This is a genomic window from Nocardioides sp. Soil774 (genome assembly GCF_001428125.1).
In the GTDB taxonomy this organism is placed as follows: Bacteria; Actinomycetota; Actinomycetes; order Propionibacteriales; family Nocardioidaceae; genus Nocardioides.
On sequence record NZ_LMSM01000008.1, the window covers coordinates 210,578 to 228,448 of the forward strand.

Annotated in this window: 15 protein-coding genes; 8 read left to right on the forward strand and 7 right to left on the reverse strand. The window is 72.9% G+C overall.

The genetic code is table 11. The features are described from left to right. The first annotated feature begins 147 nt into the window (after positions 1 to 147). Complete coding sequence (locus ASG76_RS19755) at positions 148 to 276, forward strand: hypothetical protein (protein ID WP_268788362.1); 129 nt, start codon at positions 148 to 150, stop codon at positions 274 to 276. A 178-nt stretch (positions 277 to 454) separates the two neighbouring features. After that, entirely contained in the window at positions 455 to 1,024 is a 570-nt protein-coding gene (locus tag ASG76_RS12255; protein ID WP_056603435.1) for a YceI family protein, read from the forward strand. Between the two features lie 176 nt (positions 1,025 to 1,200). Here the strand turns inward: ASG76_RS12255 and ASG76_RS12260 are convergent, their stop codons facing one another. After that, on the reverse strand, positions 1,201 to 2,943 hold the full coding sequence (locus tag ASG76_RS12260; RefSeq protein ID WP_235529567.1) for a DEAD/DEAH box helicase: 1,743 nt from the start codon (positions 2,941 to 2,943) through the stop codon (positions 1,201 to 1,203). Between the two features lie 93 nt (positions 2,944 to 3,036). Here ASG76_RS12260 and ASG76_RS12265 point away from each other — a divergent pair, with 93 nt between their 5' ends. From ASG76_RS12265 to ASG76_RS12275, 3 genes are all read left to right on the forward strand, one after another. Further along, positions 3,037 to 3,954, forward strand: coding sequence for a GNAT family N-acetyltransferase (locus ASG76_RS12265; protein WP_235529570.1), 918 nt, complete (start codon positions 3,037 to 3,039; stop codon positions 3,952 to 3,954). 195 nt (positions 3,955 to 4,149) lie between these two features. Continuing rightward, entirely contained in the window at positions 4,150 to 4,980 is an 831-nt protein-coding gene (locus ASG76_RS12270) for a response regulator transcription factor (protein ID WP_082587482.1), read from the forward strand. A gap of 245 nt (positions 4,981 to 5,225) precedes the next feature. Continuing rightward, positions 5,226 to 6,026 carry a response regulator transcription factor gene (locus ASG76_RS12275; RefSeq protein WP_056603441.1) on the forward strand — a complete coding sequence of 267 codons (801 nt, stop codon included), beginning with the start codon at positions 5,226 to 5,228 and terminating at the stop codon, positions 6,024 to 6,026. A gap of 46 nt (positions 6,027 to 6,072) precedes the next feature. Here the strand turns inward: ASG76_RS12275 and ASG76_RS12280 are convergent, their stop codons facing one another. From ASG76_RS12280 to ASG76_RS12295, 4 genes are read right to left on the reverse strand one after another with little or no spacing between them, the layout of a single operon-like run. Continuing rightward, positions 6,073 to 9,153 (reverse strand): FtsX-like permease family protein, encoded by a 3,081-nt coding sequence (locus ASG76_RS12280; RefSeq protein ID WP_056603444.1) that lies wholly within the window; start codon positions 9,151 to 9,153, stop codon positions 6,073 to 6,075. After that, the gene (locus ASG76_RS12285) at positions 9,150 to 11,453 is read right to left on the reverse strand and encodes a hypothetical protein (RefSeq protein ID WP_056603447.1); all 2,304 of its coding nucleotides are present in this window, start codon (positions 11,451 to 11,453) and stop codon (positions 9,150 to 9,152) included. Before ASG76_RS12285 ends, ASG76_RS12280 begins: the two co-directional genes overlap by 4 nt. Before the next feature lie 56 nt (positions 11,454 to 11,509). Next, positions 11,510 to 12,214: an ATP-binding cassette domain-containing protein gene (locus ASG76_RS12290; RefSeq protein WP_056603450.1), complete on the reverse strand. Its 705-nt coding sequence runs from the start codon at positions 12,212 to 12,214 to the stop codon at positions 11,510 to 11,512. Beyond that, on the reverse strand, positions 12,211 to 13,098 hold the full coding sequence (locus ASG76_RS12295) for an ABC transporter ATP-binding protein (RefSeq protein WP_235529573.1): 888 nt from the start codon (positions 13,096 to 13,098) through the stop codon (positions 12,211 to 12,213). Before ASG76_RS12295 ends, ASG76_RS12290 begins: the two co-directional genes overlap by 4 nt. Positions 13,099 to 13,159: 61 nt before the next feature. Between ASG76_RS12295 and ASG76_RS12300 the strand changes: the two genes are divergently transcribed. The 3 genes from ASG76_RS12300 (at position 13,160) to ASG76_RS18810 (ending at position 16,835) form a co-directional block, all read left to right on the forward strand. Then, positions 13,160 to 13,810, forward strand: a complete 651-nt coding sequence (locus ASG76_RS12300) for a response regulator transcription factor (RefSeq protein WP_056603453.1) — start codon at positions 13,160 to 13,162, stop codon at positions 13,808 to 13,810. Positions 13,811 to 14,013: 203 nt separating this feature from the next. Further along, positions 14,014 to 15,537 carry an SDR family NAD(P)-dependent oxidoreductase gene (locus ASG76_RS12305; protein WP_056603455.1) on the forward strand — a complete coding sequence of 508 codons (1,524 nt, stop codon included), beginning with the start codon at positions 14,014 to 14,016 and terminating at the stop codon, positions 15,535 to 15,537. 206 nt (positions 15,538 to 15,743) lie between these two features. Then, positions 15,744 to 16,835, forward strand: coding sequence for a GNAT family N-acetyltransferase (locus tag ASG76_RS18810; RefSeq protein ID WP_082587484.1), 1,092 nt, complete (start codon positions 15,744 to 15,746; stop codon positions 16,833 to 16,835). 17 nt (positions 16,836 to 16,852) lie between these two features. Here the strand turns inward: ASG76_RS18810 and ASG76_RS12315 are convergent, their stop codons facing one another. Together ASG76_RS12315 and ASG76_RS12320 are read right to left on the reverse strand one after the other, a co-directional pair. Beyond that, a complete protein-coding gene (locus tag ASG76_RS12315) occupies positions 16,853 to 17,206 on the reverse strand; it encodes a cupin domain-containing protein (protein ID WP_056604426.1) in 354 nt (117 codons plus the stop codon). An 83-nt stretch (positions 17,207 to 17,289) separates the two neighbouring features. Continuing rightward, on the reverse strand, positions 17,290 to 17,868 hold the full coding sequence (locus ASG76_RS12320) for a DinB family protein (protein WP_056603458.1): 579 nt from the start codon (positions 17,866 to 17,868) through the stop codon (positions 17,290 to 17,292). Positions 17,869 to 17,871: the final 3 nt, after the last annotated feature.

Genomic DNA, 17,871 nt, shown 5'->3' on the forward strand with positions numbered 1-17,871 from the left:
CCCTGCGTCACAAGTGGGGCATGGTCGACCCTCACGAGCCATCCGATGGCCCACGGTGGGGCATCCGACGCAGTTCTGAGCGAAACGATGGTGTGCGGGTGGAGACGTGCTAGATTAGGTGAACAGAAGGTGAACGGGAGGTGTCACATGAGCAAGCACGCGATGACCACAGGGCCGGTCTGCACGTGGATCGCTGTCACGGATGCGTCGGGTCGCACCCACATGGAGGCACGCTGGGCGCCCGCACCGACCGCGCTCGCGGTCGCTGCCGCCTGACGCAGCTCCACTCGCACGACCACGCGCCTGAGCCACGTCCCCGTCGGGGACGTGGCTCGCTGCACGTCCGGACCGAAATGGTCCGGCCGAATTAGTCCGGGCTCGCGGGAATGAATCCCTGGACCCCCTCGTTAGGATGGTTGAAAGTTCTACCAACCACCGCCTTCAGGAGCCCTCCATGACCACGTCCTTCGACGCCCCCACCACCGCCATCGACGACATCACCGGTGACTACACCCTCGACGTCAGCCACAGCCGCCTCGGCTTCGTGGCCCGCCACGCGATGGTGACCAAGGTCCGCGGCCAGTTCGGCGCGTTCACCGGCACCGCCCACATCGACGAGGCCACCCCCGCCAGCTCCAAGGTCGACCTGTCCATCGACGTCACCTCGGTCGAGACCGGCTCCGCCGACCGCGACGGCCACCTCAAGTCCGGCGACTTCTTCGACACCGAGACCTACCCCAACATCACCTTCGTCTCCACCGACGTCACGCGCTCGGGCAGCGACTGGACCATCACCGGCGACCTCACCATCAAGGACGTGACCAAGCCCGTCACGATCGAGTTCGAGCAGACCGGCTCGGCCCAGGACCCCTTCGGCAACGTGCGCGTCGGCTTCGAGGGCGAGACCACCATCAACCGCAAGGACTGGGGCCTCACCTGGAACGCCGCCCTCGAGACCGGTGGCGTCCTGGTCTCGGAGAAGATCAAGCTCGAGTTCGACATCTCGGCCATCAAGAACGCCTGATCCACCGCTTCGCGCAAGCGAACCGAAGCCCCGTCGGCCCCTCGGCCGGCGGGGCTTCGTCGCGCGAACGGCGTACTGTGCACCCGAGTCTCCCGCTTTGACACCCAGATCTGGTGTGACAAGCGGGAAAGTCCCCGGATATCCGGGGACTTCGCCCGAGCTCCGCCGGAAAGGCGTCAGCGGGGGTTCTTGCCCTTGTAGCCGCCGCCGCTGCTGCGGTGACCGCCACCATGACCGCCACCCGGGCGGCCGCGGAACGGGCCGTTGTCGGGCTTGATCTCGATCAGCTTGCCGGAGATGCGGGTGCCGGCGAGGCGGTCGAGCGTGCCGGGCGGCAGGTCGGCGGGCAGCTCGACGACGGAGAAGTCGGGCTTGATGGAGATGTAGCCGAAGTCGCCGCGCGACAGGCCGCCCTCGTTGGCCAGGGCGCCCACGATCTGGCGCGGCTCGACCTTGTGCCGCTTGCCGACCTCGATGCGGTACGCCGCCATCGGCGCGCCGCTGCGCGACTCGCGCGGCGCACGGTCGGCCTTGCCGCCGTGGGTGGGCCGTTCGTCGAAGGTGCGGGTGGCGCGCTCCGGCTCGGGCTCGAGGAGGAGGGGCTGCTCGCCGTGCATCACCGCGGCGAGCGCGGCGGCGACGTCGACCTCGGACACGTCGTGCTCGCTGACGTAGTGCGAGACCACGTCGCGGAAGAAGTCGATGCGCTCGGGCTGGGTCAGCGCCTGGGTGATCTGGTCGTCGAAGCGCGAGAGGCGCGTGGCGTTGACGTCGTCGACCGTGGGCAGCTGCATCTGGGTGAGCGGCTGGCGGGTGGCCTTCTCGATCGCGCGGAGCAGGTGGCGCTCGCGCGGGGTGACGAAGGCGATCGAGTCGCCGGTGCGCCCGGCCCGGCCCGTACGCCCGATGCGGTGGACGTAGGACTCGGTGTCAGTGGGGATGTCGTAGTTGACGACATGGCTGATGCGCTCGACGTCGAGGCCGCGGGCGGCGACGTCGGTGGCGACGAGGATGTCGAGCTTGCCGGCCTTGAGCTGGTTGATGGTGCGCTCGCGCTGCACCTGGGCGACGTCGCCGTTGATCGCCATCGCGGAGTAGCCGCGGGCGCGCAGCTTCTCGGCGAGGGTCTCGGTCTCGTTCTTGGTGCGGACGAAGACGATCATGCCCTCGAAGTTCTCGACCTCGAGGATGCGCGTGAGGGCGTCGACCTTCTGCGGGTAGGACACGATCAGGTAGCGCTGGGTGATCGAGGAGACCGTCGAGGTCTTGTTCTTGACCGTGATCTCGACCGGGTCGGCGAGGTACTTCTTGGAGATCCGACGGATCTGGGCCGGCATCGTGGCCGAGAACAGCGCGACGTGCTTGCTGTCCGGGGTGTCGGCCAGGATCGTCTCGACGTCCTCGGCGAAGCCCATCTTGAGCATCTCGTCGGCCTCGTCGAGCACGAGGAAGCGCAGCTCGCTGAGGTCGAGCGTGCCCTTCTCGAGGTGGTCCATGATGCGACCCGGGGTGCCGACGACGACGTGCACGCCGCGGCGGAGCGCGGACAGCTGGACGCCGTAGCCCTGGCCGCCGTAGATCGGCAGCACGCGCACGCCCTTCATGTGCGCGGCGTAGCGCTCGAAGGCCTCCGAGACCTGGAGCGCGAGCTCGCGGGTCGGGGCCAGCACGAGCGCCTGCGGGGTCTTCTGGTTCATGTCGAGCTGGGAGAGGATCGGCAGCGCGAAGGCGGCGGTCTTGCCGGTGCCGGTCTGCGCGAGGCCGACCACGTGGCGGCCCTCGAGCAGGGGCGGGATGGTCAGCGCCTGGATCTGGGAGGGGGTCTCGTAGCCCACGTCGGCCAGCGCCTTGAGCACCTGCGGCGCGAGGCCGAGGTCGGAGAAGGTCTGGTCGGGTGCTACAAGCTGGTCGTCACTCACACCCCAAAGGTAGGGCCTCGCGGGGGATTCGAGCATTCCGCGGCGGCGAAAAAGCCTGCGACAGGGCCCGACGTGAGGCAGCACACTCCACCCATGCGAGATGTGATGCCGGCACTGCCCCCGGGGCTCACCACCAGGCCCCTCCATAAGACCGACGCGCACGACGTCTTCGTCCTCATGGCCGCCCAGGAGCAGGCCGACATCGGTGAGGTCGCGATCGAGGAGGCCGACATCGTCAGCGACTGGGCCCGGCCCAGCCACGACCTCGGCGCCCGCTCGGTCGGCGTCTGGGACGGCGACACCCTCGTGGCGTACGCCGAGCTGATGGGCGCCGACCGCGCCGACACCTCCGTCCTGCCCTCGCACCGCGGGCGCGGCATCGGCACCTGGCTGGCGCACTGGCTGCAGGACCTCGGGCGCAGCATCGGGTCCACGGTCGTGGGCATGCCGGTGCCGCAGGGCTCGCCGGGCGACCGGCTGTTGGAGGCCCTCGGCTACCACGTGCGCTGGACCAGCTGGGTGCTCAGGCTGCCCGAGGGCGCGACGATCCCCGAGCGGGCGCTGCCGGAGGGCTACGTCGTACGCGCCGCGCAGCCCGAGGAGATGGGGGCCGCGCACGACGTGCTGGAGGACGCCTTCCTCGAGTGGTCGGTGCGCCCACGCGAGGACCTCGCCGACTTCGAGGCCGCCACCACCGGGCGTCCGGGCTTCGAGCCGTGGAACCTCCGCGTCGCGCTCGACGCCGACGGCGCCGTCGTCGGCGTCTCGGTGGTCCTGGTCTCCGACGACGGCACCACCGGCTACGTCGACCGGGTGGCCGTGCGCCGCGACCAGCGCCACCGCGGCCTGGCCCAGGCGCTGCTCGTCGACTCCTTCGCCGAGGCCCGCGCGCACGGCACGACGACGTCCGAGCTCAGCACCGACTCGCGCACCGGGGCCCTGGGCCTCTACGAGCGGGTGGGGATGGTCGTGCACAGCACCTGGGTCAATCGCGCGATCGACCTGACCTGAACCAAGGAAAGCGCACGGGTGTCGGGACGTTGACTCAGATTCCGTCAAATGCCCTGGTCTAGACACTCGTCCACAGGCGGACAACTAATCCGCCGTTGACTGTTTCCACCCCGTACCATCGATCAACGTCGCCCAGGCGACGCCATCGCGAGGACGTGGGGTCCTCGTTGTGAGCTCAACGGTGGGGGTTTCAACGTGCAAGATCTTCATGCATTGGTCGTCGAAGACGATCCAGACATTTCCTCGGCACTGGTGGAGACGCTCGAAGGGGCGGGCTTCCGGGTCACCTCGGCGCGCGACGGGCGCGAGGCGGTGGGTGCGGCGCAGGCCGACCCACCCGACCTCGTCACGCTCGACCTGACGCTGCCGCACATGGACGGCATCGAGGTGTGCCGCCGCATCCGCGAGAGCAGCGACTGCTACATCGTGATCGTCTCGGCCCGGTCCGACGAGGTGGACAAGCTCATCGGCCTCGAGGTCGGCGCCGACGACTTCGTGCTCAAGCCGTTCTCGCCGCGCGAGCTGCGGGCCCGCGTGGCCGCGCTGTTCCGTCGGCCGCGGTCCAACGGCGGTGCCGACGACGCGAGTGCCACCGCACCGCACGTGCCGGCCCCGGCGCAGCCGAGCGACGAGCCCAGCACGATCAACTGCGGCGCCGGCCTGGTCATCAACTCCGCGCGGCGCGAGGTGCAGGTCGACGGCGCGATCGTCGACCTGACCCGCATCGAGTACGACGTGCTCGAGTTCCTCGCCACGCACCTGTCGCGGGTCTGCACCCGCGAGGAGATGGTGCTGGCCATCTGGAGCAGCGCCCTGACCCACGACCACCACCTGGTGGACGTGCACGTGGCCAACCTGCGCGGCAAGCTGCGCCGGCACTCCGACGCCACCTGGATCCACACGATCCGCGGCATCGGCTACCGGATGGACCGCGAGGGCAGCCAGGAGGGGCGGCGCGCCGGCGGCGGCCCCTACCTCGTGGCCCGCATCGACTCCGAGGACTGGGCCCGCGGGCTCGACTTCTGAGCTTCGTCCCTGAGGTCGAGCCGGGCAGCGCCGGCTCGACCTGCCGGCTCGACCTGCCGGCTCGACCTGCCGGCTCGACCTGCCGCCTCACCCCAGCGAGGGGTGCACCTGCGCCATTCCGCCTCCCTCCGGGCTGCCGCCGCCTACGATCGGCAGCAGCCCGGAGTCCCGCACCCACGGGGGCACGACGTCCCGGCAGCCGGGACCGACCCGGGTGGACGAGTGATCGACGTGGGAGCTGGCTGATGCAGAAGGACCGGAGGGCCGTGGTCGTCGAGGACGACCACGACATCGGCGACGTCATCTGCACCCTGCTCGAGCAGGCCGGCTTCGACGTCGTCGTGGCCCGCTCGGGCGCCGAGGCGCTGACGCTCGTGCGCGAGCACCAGCCCGACCTGGTCACCCTCGACCTCTCGCTGCCCGACATCGACGGCGTCGAGGTGTGCCGCCAGATCCGGGTGACCAGCGACTGCTACGTCATCGTCATCAGTGCGCGCACCTCCGAGGTGGACCGTCTCGTCGGGCTCGAGGTGGGGGCCGACGACTACCTCGTCAAGCCGTTCTCGATGCGCGAGCTTCAGGCCCGCGTCGCCGCACTCTTCCGCCGCCCACGGACCTCCGACCTCGTCTCGCCCGCCATCAGCGCGGCCGCCCAGGCGCACGTCGAGGTCACCGTGCCCGTCCCTGCGCTGCCGCCGATCAACCCGGCCACGGGAGCGGTGTACTCGCCCGCGCACCCCCTGGGCTGCGACGACCTGTCGCTCAACACCGGCTCGCGCGAGGTGACGGTCGCCGGCGAGGAGGTCGACCTCACCCGCACCGAGTTCGACCTGCTGGCCCACCTCGTGCGCAACCCCGGCGTCGTCGTGCCCCGCGAGGACCTGATGCGCGCGGTCTGGTCGACCGAGTTCGTCCCCGACAGCACCCACGTCGTCGACGTGCACCTGGCCAACCTGCGTCGCAAGCTGCGTCGCGCGGCCGCCGACAACGAGTGGATCCGCACGATCCGCGGCGTCGGCTTCCGCTACGACCCCTGCTGCCCCTGAGCCTGAGCCTGAGCCTGCCCCTGAGCCACGGCGGGCCAGGCCTGCGTCAGCGGGCCGACTCCCGCAGCGTCGCACCCCGCGCACCGCGCACGGTCATCGAGGCGCTGAGCAGCGCGACGGCGCCGAAGACGGCCGCAGCGAGGAGCGCGAGCACGACCAGCCGCAGCGGCGAGATGGCCGCGACCAGCGCAGGCGTCGTCGCGTCGTCGGCGTAGCCGAGCGTGATGGTGCGCAGCACCACCCACTGCGCGAGCGAGCCGGCCAGGATGCCGGCGAGCGCCGCGCTCCCGAGCACGACGGCGAGCTCGCGCACGACCGCCACCATGACCGCGGACCTCGGCACGCCGACCACACGCAGGGCCGCCGCGTCGCGGCGGCGGGCCGGCAGCTGCACCGCCGCGCTGACGAACAGCCCGGCCAGCGCCATCAGCACCACGAGGGCGGCGACCACGCCGTAGAGGCGCAGCGCGAGGGCGTACGCGCTCTGGTCGAGCACCTGCCGCTCCTGCGCCAGCGTGGTGCCGATGCTCAGGCCCGCCTCGGAGAGCGCCTCGGTGATCGAGGCGGGGGTGCCCTCGCGGGCCAGCACGTGGGTGGTGACCAGGTTGTCGAAGACCGGGCGGTCGGTGATGAAGGAGGAGTAGTCGACCAGCAGGCCGGACGGGCCGGTGAAGGGCATCCCCTCCACGGCACCGATGCCGCCGACGGGCGCGACCGGGATGAGGCCGTAGCCCTCGTCGAGCCGGTCGAGCGAGCGCTGCTGCACCCCCGGCCCGGCCAGGGCCCGGCGGTCGCGGGTGATGCCGCCCGCGGTGAGGCGAGCCATGCCGACCGAGCTGCCGGTGTCGACGCTCATCTCGAGGGTGCCGTCGACCTCGCGCATCTCGGTGATCGAGCTCTTCACGCCCTGGTCGGGCGTCGGCGTCCAGGCCGCGCCCTCGATGGCGTGCTCGACCGGTGCACCGTCGACGTCGATGGCGACCACGCGCAGCGTGCCCGTCATCCGGGTGTTGGTGCCGGCGCCGCCGCCCAGGGTCATGCCCTCGAGCGCGCAGCCCTCCGCGCACCGCGGCAACCGGGCCGAGCGGGTGCTCTCCCCGCGCGGGAACGGGCCGAGGTAGGCCTTGAGCGGCACGCCGGCCCGCGTGCCGAAGCGCACCTCCACCGAGAGGGGTGCATCCATGTCGGCGCGATTGTCGATCGTGAGGCTGATGCGCCGCCCCCGCACGGTGGGCACGACGCCGTCGGGCGCGATGTCGTCGACGACCTGCTCGACGCCGCGCCCGGGGCTCCAGGTCGGCGGCCAGGTCGCGACGCGGGCCAGCCGGCTGCTGTCCACGACGGAGAAGTTGGCGCCGGGGTTGGTGACGCTCGCGGCGGCCATGATCCACTCGCCGTCGGGGTCGATGCGGCGAGTGAGGTCGACGGCCTCCGAAATGCTCAGGGTGGTCGACCAGGTGGTCGCGGCGGGCGAGGCGGTGGCGGCGACGCTGGTGCGCCAGGTGGCGGCGGAGTCGTAGACGCCCGCCCCGAAGACGGCGACGGCGATCGCGGCGGTGATCGGCAGGATCACCAGCGTGCCCTCCTGGCGCCGCGAGATCGCACGCGACGACACGAAGCCACTGAGCGAGCGGCTGCGCGAGCGACCGGTCCACCACGTGGCGAGCACCGCGGTCAGCCTGGTCGCGGCCAGGCCGGCGACCACCGCGAGCAGCACCGGCAGCACCAGGTCGGTGGCGTCGGGCTCACCCGGCCCGCTCGCCGAGAGCTTGCTGGCGAGGACGGCGACGGCGAGGGCGACGAGGGTGAGCTGGGCGATGACCGACCAGCGGCGCGCGGCCACCGGACGGCGTACGCCGCTGAGCTGGGAGGCGAGCGACTCGCGGACCACCAGCCCCACGGCGACGCACGCGACGGCGAAGGCCGCGAGGAGCACCAGCGCGGCCGCGGTCCAGCTGGCGGCGGGCAGCGGCAGCGGGAGGCCGGGCACGAGCCAGCTGCGCACCAGCACGACCGAGAGCCCGAGGCCGAAGGCGATGCCGAGCGGCGTCGCGAGGAGCAGGATCACGAGCGGCTCGGCGAGGCCGAGCCCCCACAGCCTGCGCGCGGTCACGCCGCGCAGGGAGGCGAGGGCGAGCTCGGGCACGCGCAGCTCGCTGGCGGCGTTGAGCAGCCGCATCAGCAGCGCGAGGGCGACCAGCACCAGCGACAGCACCGCCGGGGCGATCGAGCTGCGCGCGGTGGACTGCTGGAAGCCGACCTCCTCGACCACGTCGGCCAGGGAGTTGGTGTCGTCGGCGCGCATCGTGCCGCCCTCGACCTCGACCTCGGCGTCCGGCGGCACCGCCAGCGCGGCGTCGGCCGCCTCCTCGAGGTCGCTCGGGGTCAGGTCGGCGGGCACGGCCAGGCGCGAGTCGACCCGCACCGTCCAGGCCCCCACCGCGGCCACGGTGTCGTCGGTGGTGATCAGCGGCGCGGGCGCGTAGGGCTGGTAGCCGCCGCGGATGCTCGTCTGCTCGTTGGTGCTGGCCAGCCGGCCAGGGATGAGCCAGTCGTCGTCGGTGGCCGGGGTGTCGTAAGTGCCGACGACCACGACCTCGTCGATGCCCGGGCGCGGCAGGCCGAGCTGCTGCACCCCGGGGGTCTCGAAGATCGCCAGCGGCAGGGGCTTGCCGATCTCCGCGCCGGTCTTCTCCAGGTCGCGGGTGAGCATCAGCACCTCGCCCGGGGCCTGCGGGCAGCGGCCCTCGACGGCGAGGGTCTCGCAGGCGTCGGCGCGCGACCAGAACGTCACGACCCCGCGCAGCGCGCTGAGCTTCTCCGACTGCACCGTCGTGACCGGCGGCTGCCAGGGCCCGCGCGCGAGCGTGCGGGCCGCCGCGACGGCGTCCTGCTTCGCCTGCGCGACGTCGGACCCCGGGTCGGGGGTGAGCACGCGGCTCAGCCCGGTCAGGCCGGCAGGCGTCTCCTGCAGGCGGGTGACGACGTAGGAGTTGGTGACGGCCTCGGAGAACACCGGGCCGAGCACGGCCGAGCCGATCGCGAGCGCGGTCAGCAGCACCGAGCCGGCCGAGAGCAGCGCGCGGGCGCGCAGGCCGCGGACGATCGCGCCGAGGAGCTGGATCATCGGCCCTCCTCCTCGCGCAGCAGGCTGGGTCGGGTGGTCGACGCGCGCACCGCGCGGGCCCGCCCGCCGACGAGCACGACGGCCGCGGCGGCGAGCACGGCGGGGACGACGAGGGGCCAGAGGCTCGGGGCGGTGTCGAGCGCGAGCCCGGCCACGGGCACGTCGAGCAGCGGCAGGCCGTCGAGCAGGAGGGTGACCGCGAGCCAGCCCCCGGCCACCACGCCGGCGAGCACGAGCACGGTCAGGCTGGCGAGCTCGGCGCGGCCGGCCCGTCGTGCGGTGGCCGTCGAGATGCCGAGCACGCGCAGCGACGCCACGTCACGGCGGTAGTCGCGCAGGTGGCGCGCCACCCCGGCACCGAGGGCGAGCAGCGCGACCAGCGCGCACGCCAGCGCCGTCAGGGCGTACGCCGTCGACTGGGCGCCGCCGAAGCGCTCGCCCAGCGAGTGGCGCACGCTGGCGCGGGTGCGCCACGTCGAGCCGGTCGCCTCGGCGACCTGGTCGAGCATCGCCTGCGGGGTGTCGGCGTCGGCGACGACCTGCACCTCGGCCGCGGGGACCGTTGGCCCGGAGCCCACGGCCGACGCGCGGATGTCGGCGAGCAGCCCGACGCTGCCGAGCAGCGGGAGCGAGCCGGCGACGCCGATGACGTCGGTCGTGCGGTCGTCGCCGCCGAGGTCGAGCGCCTGCGGCGCCTCCTCGCCCGCGGCGAGGACGGGCACGCCCGCGCCGCCCTGGTCGAGCCGCAGGGCGAGCGGGGTGCCGCCGGGCAGCAGGGCGACCTGGAGGCCGTCGACCAGGTTGACCACGAGCACGGCCGGCGGCTCGTAGTTGCGGAAGAAGCGGTTGCTCAGCGCGGCGGCGACCGAGGACTCCTCCGGCACCCAGGGCTTCGCGAGCAGGTCGGTGTCGCCCAGGTCGAGCGAGTCGAGGCGGACGACGAACTCGCTGCCGTCGATGACGCCGCGGGTGTCGCGGCTGAGCGCGAGACCGGTGATGGCGCAGCCGTCGGCGCAGTCCGGCACCCCGACGCTGCGCGAGACGGCCCGGCCGTCGGGCGTCACCTCGAAGCGCACGATCGCGGCCCCCGAGACGTTGGCGGTGGTGACGTAGCTCAGCGACAGCTCGGCGAAGCCGCCGCCGACCGAGGCCTCCTGGCCGTCCGGGGCGCGGAAGGTCCGCTTCCTCGGGACCTCGATCCCCGACACGGTCAGGGTCAGGCGCTTGCCGCTCACCTGCACCGGGGTCGCGCCGGTGGACAGCCGCCCGACCGCCGCGGATGCCGCGCGGGCGGGGGTCGCGTCGTAGAAGTCGCCGACGACGGCGTCCCAGCGGGCGGCGTCGACGTAGGCCCGGCGCTCGGCCAGGCGGGTCTCGTTGCGGACGATGGCGGTGGCGACGAGGTGCTCGCCGTCGGGGTCGACGGCGTCGGTGAGGTCGGCCGCTCCCATGGCGCCGAGCTCGGTCGCATCGATCGTGCGCGCACCCGGCACCTCCACCGCTGCCTGGCCGGTGGTCCAGCCGCTCACCGCGACCGCGCCGCTCAGCGCCAGCGCGCCGACGACGGCGGCGGCCACGACGAGCCGGATCGGGGTGACGAGGTCGTCGGCGCGGGCCAGCCGGCGGGCGGCGAGGAAGGCGCCGAGGCCGCGGCGCTCGGTCACCGGGGTGAGGCCGCGGGCCGCGAGCCGCACGACCCAGATCGCGACCTGGCCGAGCGCGAGGCCGACGAGCGCGGGGCCGAGGAGCACGACGAGGTCGGGCTCGCCGGCCGCCTCGCGGCTGCGGTAGGCCGCGACGCCGGCGCCGACGAGCACCAGCACGCTGAGGAAGATCGCGAGGGTGGTCGCGCGCCGCGGGCGGCGGCGGGCCGAGACCTGCACGGCCAGCGGCTCACGGAGAGCGGAGGCGGCGGAGAGGCCGACGATCACCAGGCCGGCTCCGGCGATCGCGGCGGCGGCCAGCAGCGCCGTACGACCGAGCGCGGGGGCCGCGTCGTCGAGCCAGGTGCGGGTGGCGAGCACGGTGCCGACGGCGCCGATCGCGAGGCCGAACAGGGTGCCCAGGACGATCGCGAGGAGCGGCTCGACGAGCAGGAAACGCCACAGCCGGGCGCCATGGATGCCGCGGAGCCGCGCCAGGCCGATCTCCTCGCGGCGGGCGACGGCGAGCTCGGCGCCGATGCTCGGCACGGCGACGGCGCCGAGGAGGAGCAGGGGCGCGGAGAGCCACGGCGAGGTGCCGGCCGCGTCGGCGAACTGGAGCACCAGCACCGCCCCCGCGACCACGACGAGGGTCATCAGGACCAGCGTCGTCAGGGCGCCCCGACGGCTCCAGGCCCCGCGGAGGACACGGCTCAACGGACGACCCGGCCCTCGTCGAGGGCGATGTGGAGGTCGCAGGCCTCGACGACGGCGGGGTCGTGGGTGGCTACGACCACGACGGCGCCGCGGGCGGCCTCCTCGCGCAGCTCGGCCAGCACGACGCCACGGTTGCCCTCGTCGAGCTCGGACGTGGGCTCGTCGGCCAGCAGCACGTCGGCGCCGACCACGAAGCCGCGGGCGCAGGCGACGCGCTGCATCTGCCCACCCGAGAGCTCCTCGACCTGGCGCTCGCCGAGGTCGGCGATGCCGAAGCGGGCCAGGGCCGCCTCGGCGGCCTCGTCGGCGTCGGCCGGGGCGGTGCCACGGGCGCGGAGTGCGATGGAGACGTTCTCCCGGGCGGACAGGATCGGGACCAGGCCGTAGACCTGCAGGACGAAGGCGACCTCGGGCCGCGGGTCGCCGCTGCCGGTCCACATGTCCAGCTTCTCGTTGCCGTCGGCGAGCTCGGCGGTGCCCGAGGTGGGCTGCAGCAGGCCGCCGGCGATGGAGAGCAGGGTGGTCTTGCCCGAGCCGCTCGGCCCGGAGAGCGCGGTCACCTTGCCGGCAGGGAAGACGACGCTGACGTCGTCGAGGAGCGTACGGCCGTTGACGTAGGTGATCGACTCGAGCACCAGGCCGCCGCTGACGCCGTCGCGCCCGCTGAAGCCGCCCAGGCTGTCGGTGCCGAAGGCGTTCACTGCTGGGCTCCTTCGCCGCTGGCGCGGGTCACGATGATCCGGCCCTGCTCGTCGTCCTCGAAGCGCACGAGCGTGCCGGGGGGCCACTCGGCGGCGATGTGCCCGGGCAGGTGGAGGACGCCGTCCTCGCCCACGACGGCGTACTCCGAGCCGCCGTGGCCCTCCGCGCCGACCCGGCCGCCCTTCATGGTCACGGTGCGCGGGAAGGTCGCGGCGACCTCGGGCTGGTGGGTGACCACCACGATCGTCGTGCCGAAGTCGTCGCCCATGGAGTGGATCAGGTGCAGCACGTGGTCGCGGTCGGCGTGGCTGAGCTGGCTGGTCGGCTCGTCGGCGAGCAGCAGGCGCGGCGCGGTCGAGACCGCGCACGCGAGGGCGAGCCGCTGGCGCTGGCCGCCCGACATCGTCGAGACCACCTGGTCGGCCTGGTCGACGAGGCCGACGCGGTCGAGCAGCTCGGTGTCGGCCAGCGCGCGGTCGCGGTCGCCGCCGGAGAGGGAGAGCTGGGCGAAGGCGATGTTCTGCCGGGCGGTGGCGTAGGGCAGCAGGTTGCGGGTCGCGCCCTGGAGCATCGTGGAGACCTGACGCGAACGGATGCGGGCGAGGTAGCGCTCGCCCATGCGCGAGACCTCCTCCTCGCCGAGGAAGATCTTGCCGGCGCTGGGGCGCTGGATGCCGCCGAGCAGCGCGAGCAGCGTGGACTTGCCCGAGCCGCTGGGGCCGAGGAAGGCGACGCGCTCACCGGGGCGGATCGTCAGGTCGACGCCGCGCAGTGCCACGACGTCGTGGCCGCCGAAGGTCTTGTAGAGGTGCACGACGCCCTCGCACCGGATGCCGAGACCTCCCGTGCGGGACTCCTCGACCACGGCCGCGCTCTCCCGCACGTCTCCCCCATCTCTGCCGAACAACCGGCTCAACATACACAAACTGTCGTACCTTGTGGCCATGGTGATTCGAGTGGCGCTGGTCAACGACGACGAGGTCGTCGTGCGTGGCCTTGACGCGATGATGCGCAGCTACGGACACCGCATCGAGGTGGTCGAGCTGGTGGCCGGAAAGCCGGTCGCGCAGCCCGTCGACGTCGCGCTCTACGACACGTTCGGCATGGGCCAGGGCAACGGCCCCGCGGTGCACAGGCTGGTCGAGAGCCCGCAGGTGCGGCAGGTCGCGGTCTACACGTGGAACTTCCAGCCGTGGCTGACCCGCGACACCCTCAACCAAGGCGTCCGCGGATACCTCTCCAAGAGCCTCCCGGCCGCCCGGCTCGTCGACGCGATCTCCGCGATCTCCGCCGGTCAGGTCATCGTCTCCCCCTCGCGCGGGCGCTCCTCCCTCGTCGGCGGCGACTGGCCCGGCCGCGAGGAGGGCCTCACCGCCCGCGAGGCCGAGGTGCTCTCGCTGATCACCATGGGGCTGAGCAACCAGGAGATCGCCGAGCGCACCCTGCTCTCCCTCAACTCCATCAAGTCCTACATCCGCTCGGCCTACCGCAAGATCGACGTCGACTCCCGCTCCCGGGCCGTGCTCTGGGGCGTCGAGCACGGCATGCGCGCCGACCGGGTGCGGATCAACGGCTCCCCGGCCCGGGAGGGCTGAGGGGGCTCGCGGTCGCTGGGCGGCGTACGCCTGGCCCGCCGGCGCCGTTGGTTTCCCCGGATATCCGGGGAAACTGGAGCCTCACCCCCGAAACTTCGCACTGGAACCTCCAGCTTCCCCGGATATCCGGGGATCGCGACCGGAGGCCGGGGCGCAGCGCGACGGATGCCAGAGAAGCCCGACCGCGCCCGTACGATTCGCCGGTGAACCAGCAGCACCCCGGCCCCACCCAGCACGACTCCGAGCACGGCATCGACCCCGACGACCTCGCGACCACGCTCCGGGTGCTCGAGTCGCTCCACCACCTGCCGGGCGACCACCCCGACCACGTGACGGTGAAGCGGGCCGCGTCGCACATGTACAAGTCGATCAAGGCCGAGCGCAAGCTCGCCAAGCGCGCCGCCGAGCTCGCCCACGACCGCGAGGTCATCGAGCGCACCGCCACGGGGTCGCCGATGCGCATCGACGACGAGACCGCCGGCATCCCGCTGGTCTCGACGGCACCGGGCGCCTTCGCCGGCGAGCTCCTGGTCGCCCGCGGCTGCTACATCTGCAAGCAGGACTTCACCCTCGTCGACGCGTTCTACCACTGGCTCTGCCCCACCTGCGCGGCGATGAGCCACGCCAAGCGCGACCAGCGCACCGACCTCACCGGCAAGCGCGCGCTGCTGACGGGCGGTCGGGCGAAGATCGGGATGTACATCGCGCTGCGGCTGCTCCGTGACGGCGCGCACACCACGATCACCACGCGCTTCCCCAAGGACGCGGTGCGCCGGTTCGCAGCACTGCCCGACGCCGACGACTGGCTGCACCGGCTCAAGGTGGTCGGCATCGACCTGCGCGACCCCACCCAGGTGATCTCGCTCGCCGACGACGTGGCGGCCGCGGGCCCGCTCGACATCCTCATCAACAACGCCTGCCAGACCGTACGTCGCACGCCGGGCGCCTACGCCCCGCTGGTCGAGGCCGAGCAGCTCGCGCTGCCGGACGACAGCGTCCCCGAGCTGGTGACGTTCGACCACATCTCCGAGGCGCACCCGGCCGCGATCGCCGGCGCGCTGGCCCCCACCCCGGTCGCGCACCACGAGGGCGAGTCCGAGGAGCACGCGGTGGCGGTGCACAACGCCGCGACCCTCACCGCGCTGGCGCTCAAGGCCGGGCACGCCTCGCTGGACGCGCACCTCGCGGGCACCGCGGTCGACGCGGGCGGGCTGCTGCCCGACGTGCAGGTCAACAACTCGTGGACCCAGACCGTCGGCGAGGTCGACCCGCTGGAGCTGCTCGAGGTGCAGCTGTGCAACTCGATCGCGCCGTTCCTGCTGGTCTCCCGGCTGCGCCCGGCGATGGCCGCAGCCGCCCGAGCGGCGACCTCGGGCCGGGCGTACGTCGTCAACGTCTCGGCGATGGAGGGCCAGTTCTCCCGCCGCTACAAGGGCGCCGGGCACCCGCACACCAACATGGCCAAGGCCGCGCTCAACATGCTCACCCGCACGTCGTCGGGCGAGATGTTCGAGACCGACCGGATCCTCATGACGGCGGTCGACACCGGCTGGATCACCGACGAGCGCCCGCACCACGAGAAGCTGCGGATCGCCGCGGAGGGCTGGCACGCGCCGCTCGACCTCGTCGACGGAGCGGCGCGCGTCTATGACCCGATCGTGCTGGGCGAGGCGGGCGAGGACCTGTTCGGGTGCTTCGTCAAGGACTACAGGCCCTCGCCCTGGTGACCTCGTCGTAGACGCGCGGACCGAAGTCGTGACCGACGACCCCTATCCATGCTGCGCGGCGCGAGGTCCGCTTCCTTTGGTCCGCGCGTCCACGTGAGCGCCTGATTGACTGAGCCCCGTGATCGATCTCGAGGCGCCCGAAGGATTCCACGCCCGCGTCCTCGAGCGCCTCGGCGGCGACGGCCCGGCCTGGGAGCGGTGATCCCGTGGACGTGACGATCCGCCCGGCCACCGAGGCCGACGTCGCCTTCCTGACCGACGTCGTCGTCGAGGCGACCTTCCACCAGGGCCGGCTCCCCGACGACTTCGACGAGGCCGACTTCCGCCAGGGCTTCGGCGAGTGGACCGCCGAGCAGGTGCGTGGCGAGCTCGACGGCTCGGTGACCTCGGTCGTGCAGGTGGACGGCGTCGACGCGGGCCGGCTGCGCGTCGTACGGCGTGACGGGCTCGTCGAGATCGCCGGTCTCCAGCTGCTGCCCGAGCAGCAGTCACGCGGTGTCGGGCGCGCGGTCGTGTCGCAGGTGGTGGCGCAGGCGCGGGCCGACGGGCTGCCGGTCGAGCTCGGGGTGGAGAAGGACAGCCCACGGGCGAGGGCGTTCTGGGAGCGATGCGGCTTCCGCTACGTCGGCGAGGACGAGGGCGAGCACCGGCTGCGGCTCGCCACCGCGGGGACCTCGGCGCCGACGGTCACCCCGGTCCTCGTGGCCGAGCTGCTGGTCGAGGACGGGCGGATGCCGGTCTACGTGCACGTCATCGACCACCCCGAGGCGCGCGTCCTCGTCGACACCGGCCTCACGCAGCTGCACCCGCTGGTCGCCGACATGGATCCGCGGCTGGTCCCGGCGAGCGAGCAGGCCGGGCTCGACCCGGCCGCCATCGACGTCGTGGTCAACACCCACCTGCACTTCGACCACTGCGGCGGCAACCACCTCTTCGCCGGCAAGCCGATCCACGTGCAGCGCCAGGAGCTCGACGACGCGCGCACCCTGGACGACCACACGATCCGCGAGTGGGTCGACGTCGACGGTGCGCACTACGTGCCGGTCGACGGCACGCTCGAGCTGCTGCCGGGCATCACCCTCGTCCCCGCGCCCGGCCACACTCGGGGCTCGCAGGTGGTCGTCGTCGAGACCGAGGCAGGTCGCGTCGTCATCGCCGGCGACACGGCGGTGTTCCACGGCGAGCTCGACGAGCCGCGCACCGAGGGTCAACGGGTCGTCCGCGCGCTCGAGCAGGCCGAGGTCTGGCTCTCGCACGCGCACGAGCCGTGGCGGCCGCGCGGCGACCCGCCCGGCTGAACATCGGGCGCCCCGTCTCAGTGCGGGGCGGCGTACGCCGCGACGCCGGTGTCGATGAGCACGCAGGGCTCGTCGCCGTCGGTCCAGGCGTCGTGCCCGGGCTCGAGGTCGATGACGTCGCCGGGAGCGATGCTCATCTCCTCGCCGTCGTCGAAACGCACGGTCATGCGACCCGACAGGCAGTAGCCGGTGTGGTGCACCTGGCACGAGTCGGTGCCGGCGATCGGCTGCACGTCGGCGGACCAGCGCCAGCCGGGCTCGAAGACGCCCCGGCCGAGGGTGAAGTCGCCGAGGGTGACCACGTCCATGTGGCCGTGGTCGCGGAAGGGCCGCACCTCGTGCGGGGTCTCGATGTTGTGGGTGGTGGACATGCGGTCCACGATCCTCCGGGCCCGCACCTCCGGCCGTCGTGGTGCGACGAATCCCGCAGATGGGGGACGACGCCGTACGCCGCTCAGCCGGCGGCGCGGGCGGCCCGCTCGATCGTCGCCCGGTGCTCGGCCCAGAAGGCGGCGTCGTGCTGCGGCTCGGCCATCGCCTCCGCGTCGGTGCCGACGGCCCCGTCGACCTCCTCGCGCAGGATGTCGGCGTGCCCGGCGTGCCGGGTGGTCTCGGCCAGCAGGTGCACGAGGACCGCGAAGAGGGTGACCTCGTCGCGCGGCCACCACTCGACGTGGCCGACCGACTCGAGGTCGAGCGCGTCGATGGTGGCGTCGCTGTGGGCCCAGACGCGGCGGTAGCGCTCCACGATGTCCTCGCGGGTCTCGTGCTCGGTGGCCCACATGTCGGCGAGCCGGTCGGCCTCGACGTCCCAGCGCGACAGCGGCTCGGGGAAGGGCCGGTCGAACACCTCGCCGAGGTAGCGCGCCTCCCACGTCGCCACGTGCTTGACCAGGCCCAGGAGGTTGGTGCCGGTGGCGGTCATCGGGCGGCGTACGTCGTACTCCGACAGGCCGTCGAGCTTCGCGAGCAGCGCCTCGCGAGAGGTCTGGAGGTAGTTGTGGAGGTAGGTCTTCTGCGTGTCCCCGAGCATGCG

Coding starts and splice junctions, on each gene's coding strand:
- ASG76_RS12275 (WP_056603441.1), top strand. CDS start 5,226: ATGCAGAAGGACCGGAGGGCCGTGGTCGTCGAGGACGACCACGACATC.
- ASG76_RS19755 (WP_268788362.1), top strand. CDS start 148: ATGAGCAAGCACGCGATGACCACAGGGCCGGTCTGCACGTGGATCGCT.
- ASG76_RS12285 (WP_056603447.1), bottom strand. CDS start 11,453: ATGACCCTCGTCGTGGTCGCGGGGGCGGTGCTGGTGCTCCAGTTCGCC.
- ASG76_RS12320 (WP_056603458.1), bottom strand. CDS start 17,868: ATGCTCGGGGACACGCAGAAGACCTACCTCCACAACTACCTCCAGACC.
- ASG76_RS12255 (WP_056603435.1), top strand. CDS start 455: ATGACCACGTCCTTCGACGCCCCCACCACCGCCATCGACGACATCACC.
- ASG76_RS12265 (WP_235529570.1), top strand. CDS start 3,037: ATGCGAGATGTGATGCCGGCACTGCCCCCGGGGCTCACCACCAGGCCC.
- ASG76_RS12280 (WP_056603444.1), bottom strand. CDS start 9,153: ATGATCCAGCTCCTCGGCGCGATCGTCCGCGGCCTGCGCGCCCGCGCG.
- ASG76_RS12315 (WP_056604426.1), bottom strand. CDS start 17,206: ATGTCCACCACCCACAACATCGAGACCCCGCACGAGGTGCGGCCCTTC.
- ASG76_RS12300 (WP_056603453.1), top strand. CDS start 13,160: ATGGTGATTCGAGTGGCGCTGGTCAACGACGACGAGGTCGTCGTGCGT.